Below are 14,718 nucleotides of genomic sequence, written 5' to 3' on the forward strand. Positions count from 1 at the left end.
AGAACTGTCTTATCAAACTCACTATGGCAGGAGGGACGGGGCGACACCGCTCCGTATGGATGGACGTGAAGCGATACTTCCGTGGGCCGGTCATGTGGATCGTGCTGGCCGTCCTTGCCGTGGTCGTGTTGATGCAGGTCGTCGGCTCGTCCGGCGGCTACAAGACGGTGGACACCGGCCAGGTCGTCCAGGCGATCAATGACAACAAGGCCGAATCAGCCAAACTGACCACCGGCGACGAGCAGACCATCAAGGTCCAGCTCAAGGACGGCGAAAAGGTCGAGGGCAGCTCGAAGATCCAGGCGAGCTACATCGGCGACCAGGGCATGACCATCGCCAACACCCTGCAGACCAAGTTCCAGGACAAGCAGATCCCCGACGGGTACACCGTCTCTCCGACGAAGCAGAACGCCTTCGTCGGGATCCTGCTCTCCCTGCTCCCCTTCGTTCTCATCGTGGTCGTCTTCCTGTTCCTGATGAATCAGATGCAGGGCGGCGGCTCCCGGGTCATGAACTTCGGGAAGTCCAAGGCGAAGCTCATCACCAAGGACACCCCGAAGACGACGTTCTCGGACGTCGCCGGCTCGGACGAGGCCGTCGAGGAGCTCCAGGAGATCAAGGAGTTCCTCCAGGAACCGGCGAAGTTCCAGGCGGTCGGGGCCAAGATCCCCAAGGGCGTACTGCTGTACGGCCCCCCCGGCACCGGCAAGACCCTGCTCGCGCGCGCCGTCGCGGGCGAGGCCGGTGTCCCCTTCTACTCGATCTCGGGTTCCGACTTCGTCGAGATGTTCGTCGGTGTCGGTGCCTCCCGAGTCCGTGACCTGTTCGAGCAGGCCAAGGCGAACGCCCCGGCGATCGTCTTCGTCGACGAGATCGACGCGGTCGGCCGCCATCGCGGCGCCGGCCTCGGCGGCGGTCACGACGAGCGCGAGCAGACGCTGAACCAGCTGCTCGTCGAGATGGACGGCTTCGACGTCAAGGGCGGCGTGATCCTCATCGCCGCGACGAACCGGCCCGACATCCTCGACCCGGCCCTCCTGCGCCCCGGCCGCTTCGACCGCCAGATCGCGGTCGACCGCCCGGACATGCAGGGCCGTCTGGAGATCCTCAAGGTCCACCAGAAGGGCAAGCCGGTCGCGCCGGACGTCGACCTGTCGGCCGTCGCGCGTCGCACGCCGGGCTTCACCGGCGCGGACCTGAGCAACGTCCTCAACGAGGCCGCCCTGCTCACCGCCCGCAGCGACAAGAAGCTGATCGACAACTCGATGCTCGACGAGGCGATCGACCGTGTGGTGGCGGGCCCGCAGAAGCGGACCCGGATCATGTCGGACAAGGAGAAGAAGATCACCGCGTACCACGAGGGCGGACACGCCCTGGTCGCGGCGGCCTCCCCGAACTCCGACCCGGTCCACAAGATCACGATCCTCTCCCGAGGCCGTGCTCTGGGCTACACCATGGTCCTGCCGGACGAGGACAAGTACTCGACCACCCGCAACGAGATGCTCGACCAGCTCGCCTACATGCTGGGCGGTCGCGCTGCCGAGGAACTGGTCTTCCACGACCCGACCACCGGCGCCGCGAACGACATCGAGAAGGCCACGGCAACGGCCCGCGCGATGGTCACCCAGTACGGCATGACCGAGCGTCTCGGCGCCATCAAGTTCGGTGGCGACAACACCGAGCCGTTCCTCGGCCGCGAGATGTCGCACCCGCGCGACTACTCGGAAGAGGTCGCCGCGCTGGTCGACGAAGAGGTCAAGAAGCTCATCGAGACGGCGCACAACGAGGCCTGGGAGATCCTGGTCGAGAACCGCGACGTCCTCGACCAGCTGGTGCTCCAGCTGCTGGAGAAGGAGACGCTGAACAAGGAGCAGATCGCCGAGATCTTCGCTCCCATCGTCAAGCGTCCGCCGCGGCCGGCCTGGACCGGTTCGTCCCGGCGTACGCCCTCCACCCGTCCGCCGGTGCTCTCCCCCAGGGAGCTCGCACTGACGAACGGCGCCAATGGCGCGACCCCGGCGATCAGCACCGCCAAGGCCACCGCGTCGGAGCAGGCCACGGATGCCGTTCCCGAGGAGCGCCCCGAGAGCTGACGCTCACCCCTTTCGCGCCGGTGACCTCGCCGGGCCCGGAATGGATGCCGCGCCCCCCAGGTTTTAGCCTGGGGGGCTGCGGCGTTTTTCGGCCGTGAGGACTCTAGGAGATCGAGGCACCAGATGACCGACCCCGTGACGCTCGACGGCGAGGGCTCCATCGGCGAGTTCGACGAGAAGCGCGCCGAGAACGCCGTTCGCGAGCTCCTGATCGCGGTCGGCGAGGATCCGGACCGCGAGGGGCTCCGGGAGACGCCGGGGCGGGTGGCGCGGGCCTACCGGGAGATATTCGCGGGGCTGTGGCAGAAGCCCGAGGACGTGCTGACCACGACGTTCGACCTGGGGCACGACGAGATGGTGCTGGTGAAGGACATCGAGGTGTACTCGACCTGTGAGCATCACCTCGTGCCGTTCCGGGGCGTCGCTCACGTCGGATACATTCCGGCCACCACCGGCAAGATCACGGGACTGTCCAAGCTGGCCCGGCTCGTGGACGTCTACGCCCGCCGGCCGCAGGTGCAGGAACGACTCACCACGCAGATCGCGGACTCCCTGATGGAGATCCTGGAGCCGCGCGGCGTGATCGTCGTCGTGGAGTGCGAGCACATGTGCATGTCGATGCGGGGCATCCGCAAGCCCGGCGCCAAGACGCTCACCTCGGCCGTACGCGGTCAGCTGCGGGACGCGGCGACGCGGAACGAGGCGATGAGCCTCATACTGGCGCGCTGACGCTCGGCCTGTCAGGCCGCCGACGGGGCCCCGGTGTTGTGGTCGTCGTCCTCCGGCAGCTTGCACACGCGCTCCAGGAAGATCGCCGCCGCTATCACCGCGATGCCCGCGAGGACCGAGAAGCCGGCGTAGATGGCCTGGTCGCGGCGGGCGGGGATGTCGAGGGATTCCAGGAGGAAGACGCCGGTGCCGCCGTACATGCCGGAGACGAGAGCGGCGACCAGGGCGCTGGCCTGGCCGAAGACGACCGCGCGGGCCGCCATCAGGGGGTCGACGCCCTTGGCCTCGGGGACGCGCTCGCGCTGGGCCTTCAGGCGGGCGCGCAGGGAGAGCGCCGTGGCCATCAGGACCACGGCGATCAGGGCGAGGACGATGGGGGCGGCCAGCGGGACGCTGGGCAGGGTCCCGACCGAGTTCCACAGGCGGGCGCCCGCCCAGGACAGGAGCCCGGCCACGACGAACACGCCGGCCAGCAGCCTGATGCGCAGCTCTTTCACGGTGCCCCTTCAGCTCCCCCGAGGTCCTTGGGCGGTCCCACGGACTGTGGTCGTCTTGACCTTAACGGCTATTCGGGCAGCCGGAGTTCCAGGTCCTCGCGGGGTTCCACGCCGTTTCGCGTGACGGTGCCGAGGAGTGCGGCGACCGGGCCGCGGCCGGGCAGTTGTGCCTCGGGATCCACGTCGTGCCAGGGGGCGAGCACGAACGCGCGCTCGTGGGCGCGGGGGTGCGGCAGGGTGAGGACCGGATCGTCGGAGACCACCTCGGCGTACGTGACGATGTCGACGTCGAGGGTGCGCGGGCCCCAGCGCTCGTCCCGCACCCGGTTGAAGGCCTCCTCCACCGCGTGCGCCCGCTCCAGCAGGGAGGACGGGGGGAGTGTGGTCTTCAGCACCACGACCGCGTTGAAGTACGACGGCTGGCTGTCGGCGGCCACGCCCCACGGCTCGGTCTCGTAGACCGGGGAGACGGCCTTGACGCGGACACCGGGTGTGTCCTCCAGGGCGTCGACGGCCCCCTGGAGGGTCTCCAGACGGTTGCCGAGGTTGGAACCGAGGGAGAGCACGGCGCGCTTGGGGTTGTGGAGAGTGACGTCGGCGGCGTCCACCCGCTGCACGACGGAGGCGGGCACCGGCTGTACGGTCGGGTCGCTGTGACCCGCGGCGAAGGACGCGGTCATACTCGGCTCCGGGTGATGGTGACGGTCACGTCGTCGAAGGGCACGGTGATCGGTGCGTCGGGTTTGTGGACCCTGACCTCGACCTCCTCTACCCGCTGGTGCTTCAGACAGACCTGGGCGATGCGCTCGGCGAGCGTCTCGACGAGGTTCACGGGCTCGCCCTGGACGACGGCCACGACCTCCTCCGCCACGATGCCGTAGTGCACGGTCTTCGTCAGGTCGTCGTCGGCGGCGGCCGGCCGGGTGTCCAGCCCGAGGACGACATCCACGACGAAGGTCTGGCCCTCCTCGCGCTCCTCGGGGAACACCCCGTGGTGCCCGCGGGCCTTGAGGCCGCGCAGCGCGACACGATCCACGCGAATCACTCCTGCAATCGTCGGTGACGGCCGGTCCGTACCGTGTGCGGGCGGTACCCCGGCCTCGAACGAATCTACCTGCGAGCACTGACAGGCCCGGTCCACGGGGGCGCTGCTCACGGGCTGGTAGCCGCCCATACCCGGGGGTCGGTGATCCCAACCACTTCTTGGTCCGGACGGGTCAGGAAGGCGGGTCAGGAAGGCGGTTCAGGAGTCGGCTCAGGAAGGCGGCTCAGGAAGGAGCTTCCTCGTCCTCGTCCTCGCCGTTCTCGGCCAGCACCGGGGAGGCGTGGTGGGACCACATCTTCCAGCCCTCAGAGGTGCGGCGGAACACGTTCGTGGCGACCACCAGCTGGCCGACGAGCGGGCCGAGCTCCTCGCCGCCCTCGGGCGCCGGGCCGCCGCTGAGGATGTTCTCGGTGCAGGTCACCAGGGCGGTGTCGCCGGTCACCGAGACGTGTACGTCCGTGAGGAAGAACTGGATGTAGTCCGTGTTCGCCATGATCAGCGCGTACGACCGCAGGACCTCGCCGCGCCCGGTCAGCACGGGCCAGCCGGGGTGCACGCAGGAGACCACGCCGACGTCCGCCGGGTCGTGGTAGCTCTCGTCGACGCCCAGGTCGGCAGGGGTGAGCCAGAACGAGGACAGCTCCTCGAAGTCGCCGCGCTCCAGAGCCTCGTAGAAGGCGGTGTTGGCGGCTTCCACCTGCTCCACGTCGGTGTGGGGGGCGCTCACCGGGCTCCCTCCACGGCACGGGCGACCCGTACCGCGTCGGCCGTGGCGCGCACCTCGTGCACGCGCACCGCCCACGCGCCGGCGTACGCCGCGAGGGCGGAGACGGCGGCCGTGGCGGCGTCGCGCTCCCGCGCGGGCGGCGGGGCGGCCCCCGGGCCGGCGAGGACACGGCCGAGGAAGCGCTTGCGGGAGGCGGCGACGAGGAGGGGGTGGCCGAGGCCGAGGAGGCGGTCGAGGTGCGAGAGGAGGACCAGGTCGTGCTCGGCGTCCTTGGAGAAGCCGAGGCCCGGGTCGACGATCACCCGGTCGGGAGAGATGCCGCCCGCGAGGACGGCGTCCACACGCGCGTGGAGCTCGTCGACGACCTCGGCGACGACGTCGGCGTAGACGCCCCTGACGTTGCCGCCCTCCAGGAAGCCGCGCCAGTGCATGACGACGAAGGGGGCGCCCGCGTCGGCGACGACCGGGATCATCGCGGGATCGGCGAGGCCGCCGCTGACGTCGTTGACGAGGGCCGCGCCGGCGGCGAGGGCCTGTTCGGCGACGCGCGCGCGCATGGTGTCGACGGAGACGGTGACGCCCTCGGCGGCGAGACCGCGGACGACGGGGATGACGCGCCGCAGCTCCTCGGCCTCGTCGACGCGGGTGGCGCCCGGGCGGGTGGACTCGCCGCCGACGTCGACGAGGTCGGCGCCCTCCTCGGCGAGGGCGAGGCCGTGCTTGACGGCGGCCGCCGTGTCGAACCAGCGGCCGCCGTCGGAGAAGGAGTCGGGGGTGACGTTCACGACTCCCATGACCGCGCAGCGGTCCCGTTCCGGAAGGCCGGCGACGCGCCCGCGTCCGCTCTGCTTGCTCATGCGTTCAGCCTAGGCCCCGCGTGGAGCGGCGGGGCCGCGCGGCCGGTGGGTCAGGCCGCTCTGACGTCCCGTTCCGCGACCGCGTGGGCACACGCGCGTGCGGTGTGCGTGCGGCGGCGCAGGAAGCGCGGCAGCGGGAGGGCGAGGTTGACGAAGCCCTCGGCCTGCATGGCGGCGAAGCCGATGCGCGGCAGATCGCCGGAGGCCCGGTACACGACGAAGCGGGGCTCCCAGCGGGGCTGGAACTTCGCGTTGAACTTGTACAGGGACTCGATCTGGAACCAGCGGGACAGGAAGACCAGCAGGCCCCGCCAGGCGCGCAGCACCGGGCCCGCGCCGATCTTCTCGCCGCGTGCCAGCGCCGCGCGGAACATCGCGAAGTTGAGTGACACGCGCGTGATGCCGAGCTTCGGGGCCGCCTGGAGGGCCGCCACGATCAGCAGTTCGTTCATGCCGGGGTCCGCCGACCGGTCCCGCCGCATCAGGTCCAGGGAGACGCCGTCCGTGCCCCACGGAACGAAGTGCAGGATCGCCTTGAGATCGCCGTAGAGACCGGGCTGGTCGTCGGCCTTGTGGGCGGTGGCGATGAGGCAGTCGCCGTCGGCCAGGTCGCCGATGCGGCCCAGGGCCATCGAGAAGCCGCGCTCGGTGTCGGTGCCGCGCCAGTCGTCGGCGGCCTGCCGGATCCGCTCCAGCTCGGTCTCCCCGAGGTCACGGACGCGCCGTACGCGGGTCTCGTAACCGGCCCGCTCGATGCGCTTGACCATCTGGCGGACATTGCGCATCGCGCGGCCGGCGAGCGAGAAATCCGCGACGTCGACCACCGCCTCGTCGCCCAGTTCGAGGGCGTCCAGGCCGGTCTCCCGGGTCCAGACCTCGCCGCCGGTCTCCGAGCAGCCCATGACGGCGGGCGTCCAGGAGTGCGCCCTGGCCTCGTCCATGAAGCGCTCGATGGCGCCGGGCCAGGCCTCCACGTCACCGATCGGGTCGCCGCTGGCGAGCATCACGCCGGAGACGACGCGGTAGGTCACCGCCGCCTTGCCGCTGGGGGAGAAGACGACGGCTTTGTCGCGGCGCAGCGCGAAGTGGCCGAGGGAGTCGCGGCCGCCGTGCTTGGCCAACAGCGCCCTGAGACGGGACTCGTCCTCCTCGGTGAGCTGTGCGGCGGGGTGCTCGGGACGGAAGGCGAGGTAGATCGTCGTGATCGCCGTGAGCAGGCCCAGGGCGCCCAGGGAGGCGCCGACGGTCCACGAGGTGTCGCCCTGGTAGTCGACCGGCCCCTCGAAGCCGAACAGGCCGTACAGGACGTGCGTAAGGCGATCGGCCAGGCTCGGGTCGCCGACCAGGCGGTTCGGGTGGACGCTGACGATGATCAGCCCGAGGACGAGGGAACCGGCGCCCATGAGGACGAAGTTGGCGAGTGCGCGCCAGCGGCTGCGCGGGTCGGGCAGCGCCCTGAACTGGTCGCGGTGGCGCAGCAGCGGGGCGAGCAGGGCGAGCGAGATGGCCGCCCCGACGAGGGAGTGACGGTACGTGAACTGCGCCAGCGCGCCCGCCGGCAGCAGCACCACGGCCGCCCGCCAGGCCCGGCGCTTGTGGCGCCTGAGGCCGTGGGCGAGCAGCAGCAACAGCACGCCGGTGCTGAGCGAGAGCGCGGCCGCGAACGGGCCGAGCGCACCGGGCAGTACCTCGGCCATGGTGTGCATACGGCTGTGCCGGAAGCGCGGGAAGACGCCGGCGGCGACGTCCAGCAGGCCTACGAGCGCGCAGGCTCTGGCGACGAGGACGGGGACGGCCTCGGGGCGCGGCCCGTGCAGTGCACGCCGCAGCCGTGTTGATCGGATCGGAACCCCGCCCGACATTTCCTCATCTGTCCTGACAGACATCGCATCCCATGGTTCTGCGAGTGACTCTGGATCCGGAGCTCCGATTCGGGCATCCGGCGACATTGCGCCCTCTAGGACGGTGTCTCGGGGGGAGAGGTTCACTCACCTCCTCAAAGCCGTTTCAAAGGCAGAGGAAAGCGGAAGCAAGCAATGGGTCTCACGAACAACAACACGCTGGTGGCAGCGGTTTTGACCGCCATGGCGCTGTTCGCCGGCACGGTGTGGTTCTGGCCACGACTGGCGCGCCGCGGCTGGCGGACCGTCGGCGGCCGCATCGGGCTGCTGCTCGCGACGCAGTTCATGCTCTTCGTCTCGGCGGGCCTCGCCGCCAACCACGCCTTCGGGTTCTACGCCTCCTGGGCCGACCTGTTCGGCCGGGAGACCGACCAGGGTGTGGTGGTCGACCACACCCCGGGTATCCGGTCGAGCGGGCCCCTGAGAGTGACCGAGGTCGGGGACGTGCCCGGCAGGGGCGGCTTTCGGCCGTCGTCGGTCGGGCAGATACAGAAGGTCGACATCGTCGGCCCCACGAGCCACATCGCCAGTCCCGCGTACGTCTATCTGCCGCCGGAGTATTTCCAGGCGCGCTATCGGACGCGCACCTTCCCGGCAGCCGTCGTGCTCACCGGTTATCCGGGCACCGCGAGAGCGCTGGTGGACAAACTCCACTATCCGCGCACGGCTCTGGAACTCGCCAAGGACGGCCGTATGCAGCCGATGATCCTGGTGATGCTGCGGCCGACGGTGGCGCCGCCGCGCGACACCGAGTGCGCGGACGTTCCGGACGGTCCGCAGACCGAGTCGTTCTTCGCGAAGGACCTCCCCGAAGCGGTGACCGAGCACTACCGGGTGGGCAGGGAACCGGGGAGCTGGGGAATCATCGGGGACTCCACGGGCGGGTACTGCGCGCTCAAGCTGGCCATGCACCACCCCAAGGTATACGCCGCGGGGGCGGGCCTGTCCCCGTACTACAAGGCGCCCGTCGACCCCACCACGGGCGACCTCTTCCACGGCGACAAGGTGCTGCGCGGCCGGGCCGATCTGTGGTGGTGCCTCACACACCTGCCCGCGCCCGACACCTCACTGCTCGTCAGCAGCAGCAAGGTGGGCGAGGCGAACTACAAGGACACGTTGAAGTTCATAGAGCGGGTGAAGGCGACGGAAACGACCCGGATCTCGTCGATCATCCTCGAAAGCGGCGGGCACAACTTCAACACCTGGCGGCGGGAGATCCCGGCGACCTTGGAGTGGGTCGGCGAACGGCTGAGTGGCCGATCGGCGAGCGACGAGTGAGCGGTGAGTGATCGAGGTGAGTGATCAATACGCCGAATTCGGCGGCTCTTCCGATTCCTGTGTCGTGTGAAGGCAGCGGGGTGGCGGCGTTTTTACGGGGCGGGGCACCACGGTTCGCCTACTCGCGGTAAGTTTCTGGCCATGCCACGTGGACGTCACCGCCATTCCCCGCCTCTGCACAGGCTGCTGCCTCCGTCGGCGATCGCAGGCGTCTCCCTCGTCTGCGCCTTCGGCCCCTGGGTGTTCTCGCAACAGGCCGTGCTGCGCGTCATAGCCGCGTTCGCCGCGGCGGTCGCGGTCGTCGGGGCGGCCGTCATGCGCCGTTGGGACGCGCAGGCGGGCAAGCAGGTCGCCGACCTCACGCGCGCGCGTGCGAGCGACGAGTGGCGGCACGAGGAGCGCGTCGCCGAACTCGAGACCGACCTCGAGGAGTCGCGGGAGCTGCGCGTCAAGCTGGAGCAGCGGCTGCGGGCCAAGCGCGCGGAGCTGGCGGGCCTGCGCAACGAACACGCGGCGCTGCTGCGGCGGTACGCCACGGCGGAGACCGAGCGGGCGAGCGCCCTGGAGGGCCGCCGGCTGCTGGAGATAGAGGCCGCCCCGGCACGTGCGCTGCCGTCGGCGGAGCGGGCCGACGCGCAGACCGTGGCGGTGGCTGCCGAGGACGGGCCCGAGACGGAAGCTTCGGATGCCGCGGAGGCCGCGGACGGAGCGGAAGCTTCAGAGACCGCGGAGGTTTCGAAGGCTTCGGAGGCCCCGGAGGTTTCGGAGGCCCCGGATGTTTCGGAGGAGAAGCCGGAGCGGCCCGCGATCTTCTCCCCGGAGGGCTCCCGGCTGTTCCTGCGGGCGAACGAGGCGCTGAGGCGGCTCGACGAGGGCGGCGACGGGGCCGTCAGGACGAAGGCCAAGGACGACGCCGATCCCGAGGTCGACCAGGGACAGCCGGCGAACGCCGGTTCCGTACCGGCGGACACCGCCGGTACCGGGGCGGAGGCCGCGCAGGAGGACGAGGCGCGGGGGAAGCCCGAGGCGGCCGACGTGCATGAGCGTGCGGCCGCCACCACCACGGCGAGAGCCGCCGCCCAGCCGCAGCAGCGGCCCGCCGGGCACTTCATCGCGCCGACCGCCGTGGCGGTCGCACCCGCGGCTCCCGTGCGACGCCCGCGCGTCGAGGGCGGGTTCGACTTCTTCGGCACGAAGTCGGGGGCCTCGCGGGACGCCCTGGAGGCCGTGCAGAACGAGGACCTCGCCGACGTCGTCGGCCAGGAGGCCCTCGCCCTGCACAAGGCCGAGGCGGAGGCGGAGTTCAAGCCGGCCGGCGAGGAGTCGCGGGGCGTCGGCCAGGTCATCGACCTGACGGCCCACGACGAGACGGAACAGATCGACGTACAGGGACTGCGCAGCGCGGTCTCCTGACGGACCCGCAGATGCTCTCGGGGCACGGTCAGACCATCCAGCGGTCGGGCCGTGCCCCTCTGCGTCCCGTCCGTGACCGCTCCGCCTGCGCCCCGAGGAGCTCCGCGGCCTCCTGAGCGTCCCTCAGACGGGCCGTGACGGTCTTGTTCGCTCCCGTGTCCACCTGCACGTCGGCGACCCGCCACAGCCGCTCCCAGGGCCCCTGCGTGAGCCGTACGCTCTGGACCTTCGCGTGCGGGACGAGCGACAGGCGCCGACGCAGCAGCCCCTGACGGGAGGCGAACACCGCGTCGGTGACGGTGAGTCCGTGGCCGCGCCACCACAGCGGCACGCACCGGCGGGCCCGCCGCGGGGGCCGTGACAGCGCCTGCAGCGGCGGCACGGTCACCCCGGGCAGCACGCGCGCGACGACCGCCTCGGCGACCTCGCGCGGGGCGACCGGCACCAGCACGGAGTTGGACGACCCGGCGACGTCCAGTTCGACGCGCACCCAGCCGCGCCGCCGCCACAGCAGCGGCTCCACGATCCGTACGGTCTGCACGCGCCCCGGCGGCACCGTCTCGTGGGTGCGGTCCAGGAGGCCGTGGTCGATGCGCAGCCCGTCAGGGGACTCGCCCACCGTCCAGTCGTACTCGGTGACGAACCGCCCCACGCTGCTCGCCCCCGCCGCGCCGAGCAGCGGTACGGCGGTCGCGAGGACCGTCCACAGGCTGTGGGTGGCCATCCAGAGCAGCGACGGTACGACGAGGGTGGCGACCAGCGTGCCCCAGGTGGCGCCCGTCAGCACGAGGGAGAGCGCGAGATCGCGCGGAGGCGTGCGCATCAGCTCGCGCGCCGGAGCCTCACCGACCTCGTGCGCGGTCTCGGGGGCGAACCCGGCGGCGCGCGCGAGGAGTTCCGCGCGCAGGTCCCGCGCCTCGCGCTCCCCGAGGAAGGCCAGTTCGTCCTTCTTGTCGGTGCCGACGACGTCCAGCCGGAGCTTGGCGACACCCGCCACGCGCGCGAGGAGCGGCTGGGTGACGTCGATCGCCTGAATCCGCTCAAGCCGGATGTGCGCGGTGCGCCGGAACAACAGCCCGGTCCTTATGCGCAGTTCGCTGTCGGTCACCGCGAAGTGGGTGAACCACCAGGTGAGGAAGCCGTACAGGGCGGCGGCCGGGATGATGACGGCGAGGGCGATCAGCAGCGCGGTGGTCGTCAGCCGGGTCAGCTGGCGCTGCGCCTGGTCGGGGTCGTGCACGGCCCACCCGATGACGACGGCGACCGGTGCCCACGCCCGCCTGAGCGGCGTTATGGGATGCAGCCGCCGCTCGGCGACAGGTTCCCTCTCCGGCTTCTCCGCTACGGCGTCGTCGACGCCCAGCGCCGTCACAGCCCCGCCGATCGGGCCTCGCCGAGTTCGGTGAGCCGGTCGCGCAGCCGCTCCGCCTCGGCCGGGACGAGGCCGGGGATGGTCGCGTCGGTCGCCGCGGCGGCGGTGTGCAGCTGGACGCTGGCCAGCCCGAAGTGCCGCTCCACCGGCCCCGAGGTGACCTCCACCAGCTGCATGCGGCCGTAGGGCACGACGGTCTCCTCGCGCCACAGCACGCCCCGGCTGATCAGCAGGTCGTCGGCGCGCTCGGCGTAGCGCCAGGAACGCCAGTTGCGGCCGAGCAGCACCCAGCCCCAGCCCATGAGGGCGAGCGGCAGCAGCGCGAAGCCCGCCCAGAGGGGCCCGCACAGCAGCCCGAGCAGCAGCCCCAGGGCCACCGCGAGCAGTCCCAGCCACACCACCAGCAACAGCCGCCGCATCCGCAGCAGCCCCCGCGGCAGCCCGGTCCACACCGGTTCGTCGCCGGCGACCTCCGTGTCGTGCCCGCTCCCCGTCTCCATGGGGCCAGCGTACGTAGGAGAGACTGTGTCCATGACTCCTACGACGGAGACCACGGTCGGCATCGGCGGCGCCGCGGAGAGCACCGACATGGTGCTCAACATCGGACCGCAGCACCCGTCCACCCATGGCGTACTGCGCCTGAGGCTGGTCCTGGACGGCGAGCGCATCATGAGCGCGGAGCCGGTGATCGGCTACATGCACCGCGGCGCCGAGAAGCTCTTCGAGGCGCGCGACTACCGCCAGATCATCATGCTCGCCAACCGCCACGACTGGCTGTCGGCCTTCTCCAACGAGCTGGGCGTGGTCCTCGCCGTGGAGCGCATGCTCGGCATGGAGGTCCCCACGCGCGCGGTGTGGACGCGCACGCTGCTCGCCGAGCTCAACCGGGTGCTGAACCACCTGATGTTCCTGGGCTCGTATCCGCTGGAACTCGGCGGCATCACCCCGGTCTTCTACGCGTTCCGGGAGCGGGAGGTCCTCCAGAACGTCATGGAGGAGGTCTCCGGCGGCCGGATGCACTACATGTTCAACCGCGTCGGCGGCCTCAAGGAGGACCTGCCGGCCGGCTGGAGCACACGCGCGCGTGCCGCGGTCTCCGCCGTGCGCTCGCGCATGGACCGCTTCGACGACCTGGTGCTCGGCAACGAGATCTTCCGGGGGCGCACCAGGGACGTGGGCGTCCTCGCCCCGGGGACCGTCCACGCGTACGGCGTCAGCGGGCCCGTCGCGCGCGCCTCGGGCGTCGACCTCGACCTGCGCCGCGACGAGCCGTACCTGGCCTACGGGGAGCTCCAGGACACCCTGAAGGTGGTGACCCGCGAGGAGGGCGACTGCCTGGCCCGCTTCGAGGTCCTCCTGGAGCAGACCCACAACGCCCTCGACCTCGCCGACGCCTGCCTGGACCGGCTCGCCGAGCTGCCGCCCGGGCCGATCAACCAGCGCCTGCCCAAGGTCCTCAAGGCGCCCGAGGGGCACACGTACGCGTGGACCGAGAACCCGCTCGGCATCAACGGCTACTACCTCGTCAGCAAGGGCGAGAAGACCCCGTACCGGCTGAAGCTGCGCTCGGCGTCGTACAACAACATCCAGGCGCTGGTCGAGCTGCTGCCGGGCACGCTGGTCGCGGACATGGTGGCGATCCTGGGGTCACTGTTCTTCGTGGTCGGGGACATCGACAAGTAGCTCCGCGAGCGGGTCGCGCGGGGGTGCGTCCGGAAATCCGACGCGCAGATCCACCGGCTGGAGCAGCCAGCCGAAGTCGCCGAGCCCGCCCGCCGCGGTGAGCTCGGCGGCCTGTCCGGCGCGCGCGAGGGCACGTACGTACTCCGCGGGTTGCGTGGTCGCCAGTGAGAGCGGGGGGCGTGCGCCTTCGATGCCCAGGGCGCGCAGGGCATCGCGCTGGGTCCGCACGCGCCCTCCGGCCAGCGCGCACGCGTCCAGCGCCACATGGGCGGTGAGGTCGCACGACCCGTCCGGTACGGGTGCCGTCTCGCGCCCCTCGCGGAAGCCGGTGAGCGTCCCGAAGAGGGGGCGCGAGGACACCGTGTGCGCGTAGTCGACGGCGACCGCCAGCCCCCGCTCCACCGTGGCGCTCGCCGACGCCCACGCCTCGTCCCGGGGCAGGCCGATCTCGGCCCGCAGGCCCTCCTCGGCCGGCAGCGGCCACCACCGGTCCAGCCACTCGGCCTCCGCACCGGCCACCGGTTCCCCCAGACGTTCGCGGCCGTCGCGTCGTACGAGCACCCGTCGCGGTACGCCTGAGGCGTCCGTCTCGGCGATCTCCACGGGTACGTTGTCCAGCCATTCGTTGGCGAACAGCAGCCCGGTGATGTTCTCCGGCGGTTCGGACAGCCACTCGATCCGGTGATCGAGGGCGGCCGGGCGGTCGGTGACCTCGACGGCGCACACGCGCGTGCGGGCGTTCACCTCCGCGGGCAGCGCGGCGAGGACACCGGTGGCCAACTCGCCCCGCCCCGCGGCCATGTCGACGAGGTCGAGCCGGGCGGGCCGGCCCAGCGCCTCGTCGAGGCGGCACAGCAGCCGGGCCACGGCATCCGCGAACAACGGGGAGGCGTGCACGGACGTACGGAAGTGTCCGGCGGGCCCCTCCGGCCTGCGGTAGAAGCCGTCCGGGCCGTAGAGCGCGGCCTCGGTGGCGGCCCGCCAGCCGGTCCAGTCGCCCGTCGTGTCATCGGTCACGTCGTCAGGCTAGGCGCACAGGGGAACGGGGCCTCCACCTTGGGGAGTACGCACGGGCGGTAGGGATCGGTCCTCCGGTTGACCCCTGCACACACCACGCTTCCCT

General features: G+C 71.2%; 14 protein-coding genes. 5 read left to right on the forward strand and 9 right to left on the reverse strand.

All coding sequences use genetic code 11. The features are described 5' to 3' along the window. Nucleotides 1-59: 59 nt before the first annotated feature. Both ftsH and folE read left to right on the forward strand, forming a co-directional pair. Entirely contained in the window at nucleotides 60-2,093 is a 2,034-nt protein-coding gene (gene ftsH, locus ACFVYN_RS20060; RefSeq protein WP_390000236.1) for an ATP-dependent zinc metalloprotease FtsH, read from the forward strand. 123 nt (nucleotides 2,094-2,216) lie between these two features. Further along, a complete protein-coding gene (gene folE, locus ACFVYN_RS20065) occupies nucleotides 2,217-2,822 on the forward strand; it encodes a GTP cyclohydrolase I FolE (protein ID WP_390000238.1) in 606 nt (201 codons plus the stop codon). A gap of 11 nt (nucleotides 2,823-2,833) precedes the next feature. Here the strand turns inward: folE and ACFVYN_RS20070 are convergent, their stop codons facing one another. From ACFVYN_RS20070 to ACFVYN_RS20095, 6 genes are all read right to left on the reverse strand, one after another. Then, the gene (locus ACFVYN_RS20070) at nucleotides 2,834-3,319 is read right to left on the reverse strand and encodes a DUF3180 domain-containing protein (RefSeq protein ID WP_390000241.1); all 486 of its coding nucleotides are present in this window, start codon (nucleotides 3,317-3,319) and stop codon (nucleotides 2,834-2,836) included. Between the two features lie 68 nt (nucleotides 3,320-3,387). Beyond that, nucleotides 3,388-3,999 (reverse strand): 2-amino-4-hydroxy-6-hydroxymethyldihydropteridine diphosphokinase, encoded by a 612-nt coding sequence (gene folK / locus ACFVYN_RS20075; protein WP_390000244.1) that lies wholly within the window; start codon nucleotides 3,997-3,999, stop codon nucleotides 3,388-3,390. After that, the gene (folB, locus tag ACFVYN_RS20080) at nucleotides 3,996-4,355 is read right to left on the reverse strand and encodes a dihydroneopterin aldolase (protein WP_390000246.1); all 360 of its coding nucleotides are present in this window, start codon (nucleotides 4,353-4,355) and stop codon (nucleotides 3,996-3,998) included. The genes folK and folB overlap by 4 nt, the downstream gene beginning before the upstream one ends. Before the next feature lie 232 nt (nucleotides 4,356-4,587). Continuing rightward, a complete protein-coding gene (locus ACFVYN_RS20085; RefSeq protein WP_390000249.1) occupies nucleotides 4,588-5,091 on the reverse strand; it encodes a nuclear transport factor 2 family protein in 504 nt (167 codons plus the stop codon). Further along, entirely contained in the window at nucleotides 5,088-5,948 is an 861-nt protein-coding gene (folP, locus tag ACFVYN_RS20090; RefSeq protein ID WP_390000252.1) for a dihydropteroate synthase, read from the reverse strand. Before folP ends, ACFVYN_RS20085 begins: the two co-directional genes overlap by 4 nt. Nucleotides 5,949-5,998: 50 nt before the next feature. Beyond that, nucleotides 5,999-7,810 carry a phosphatidylglycerol lysyltransferase domain-containing protein gene (locus ACFVYN_RS20095; RefSeq protein ID WP_390000392.1) on the reverse strand — a complete coding sequence of 604 codons (1,812 nt, stop codon included), beginning with the start codon at nucleotides 7,808-7,810 and terminating at the stop codon, nucleotides 5,999-6,001. Nucleotides 7,811-7,984: 174 nt separating this feature from the next. Here ACFVYN_RS20095 and ACFVYN_RS20100 point away from each other — a divergent pair, with 174 nt between their 5' ends. After that, nucleotides 7,985-9,127 carry an alpha/beta hydrolase gene (locus ACFVYN_RS20100; protein WP_390000255.1) on the forward strand — a complete coding sequence of 381 codons (1,143 nt, stop codon included), beginning with the start codon at nucleotides 7,985-7,987 and terminating at the stop codon, nucleotides 9,125-9,127. A 141-nt stretch (nucleotides 9,128-9,268) separates the two neighbouring features. After that, nucleotides 9,269-10,540: a hypothetical protein gene (locus ACFVYN_RS20105; RefSeq protein ID WP_390000258.1), complete on the forward strand. Its 1,272-nt coding sequence runs from the start codon at nucleotides 9,269-9,271 to the stop codon at nucleotides 10,538-10,540. 28 nt (nucleotides 10,541-10,568) lie between these two features. On the opposite strand, the gene ACFVYN_RS20110 is transcribed toward ACFVYN_RS20105, so the two are convergent. Both ACFVYN_RS20110 and ACFVYN_RS20115 read right to left on the reverse strand, forming a co-directional pair. Continuing rightward, nucleotides 10,569-11,912 (reverse strand): PH domain-containing protein, encoded by a 1,344-nt coding sequence (locus ACFVYN_RS20110; protein WP_390000261.1) that lies wholly within the window; start codon nucleotides 11,910-11,912, stop codon nucleotides 10,569-10,571. After that, nucleotides 11,909-12,412: a PH domain-containing protein gene (locus tag ACFVYN_RS20115; protein WP_390000264.1), complete on the reverse strand. Its 504-nt coding sequence runs from the start codon at nucleotides 12,410-12,412 to the stop codon at nucleotides 11,909-11,911. The genes ACFVYN_RS20110 and ACFVYN_RS20115 overlap by 4 nt, the downstream gene beginning before the upstream one ends. 31 nt (nucleotides 12,413-12,443) lie before the next feature. Between ACFVYN_RS20115 and ACFVYN_RS20120 the strand changes: the two genes are divergently transcribed. Beyond that, a complete protein-coding gene (locus ACFVYN_RS20120; protein WP_390000267.1) occupies nucleotides 12,444-13,595 on the forward strand; it encodes an NADH-quinone oxidoreductase subunit D in 1,152 nt (383 codons plus the stop codon). On the opposite strand, the gene ACFVYN_RS20125 is transcribed toward ACFVYN_RS20120, so the two are convergent. Further along, nucleotides 13,560-14,612 (reverse strand): SAM-dependent methyltransferase, encoded by a 1,053-nt coding sequence (locus tag ACFVYN_RS20125; RefSeq protein ID WP_390000270.1) that lies wholly within the window; start codon nucleotides 14,610-14,612, stop codon nucleotides 13,560-13,562. The genes ACFVYN_RS20120 and ACFVYN_RS20125 overlap by 36 nt on opposite strands. Between the last annotated feature and the right edge of the window lie 106 nt (nucleotides 14,613-14,718).

It is taken from the genome of Streptomyces sp. NPDC058307 (assembly GCF_042880295.1).
GTDB lineage: Bacteria > Actinomycetota > Actinomycetes > Streptomycetales > Streptomycetaceae > Streptomyces.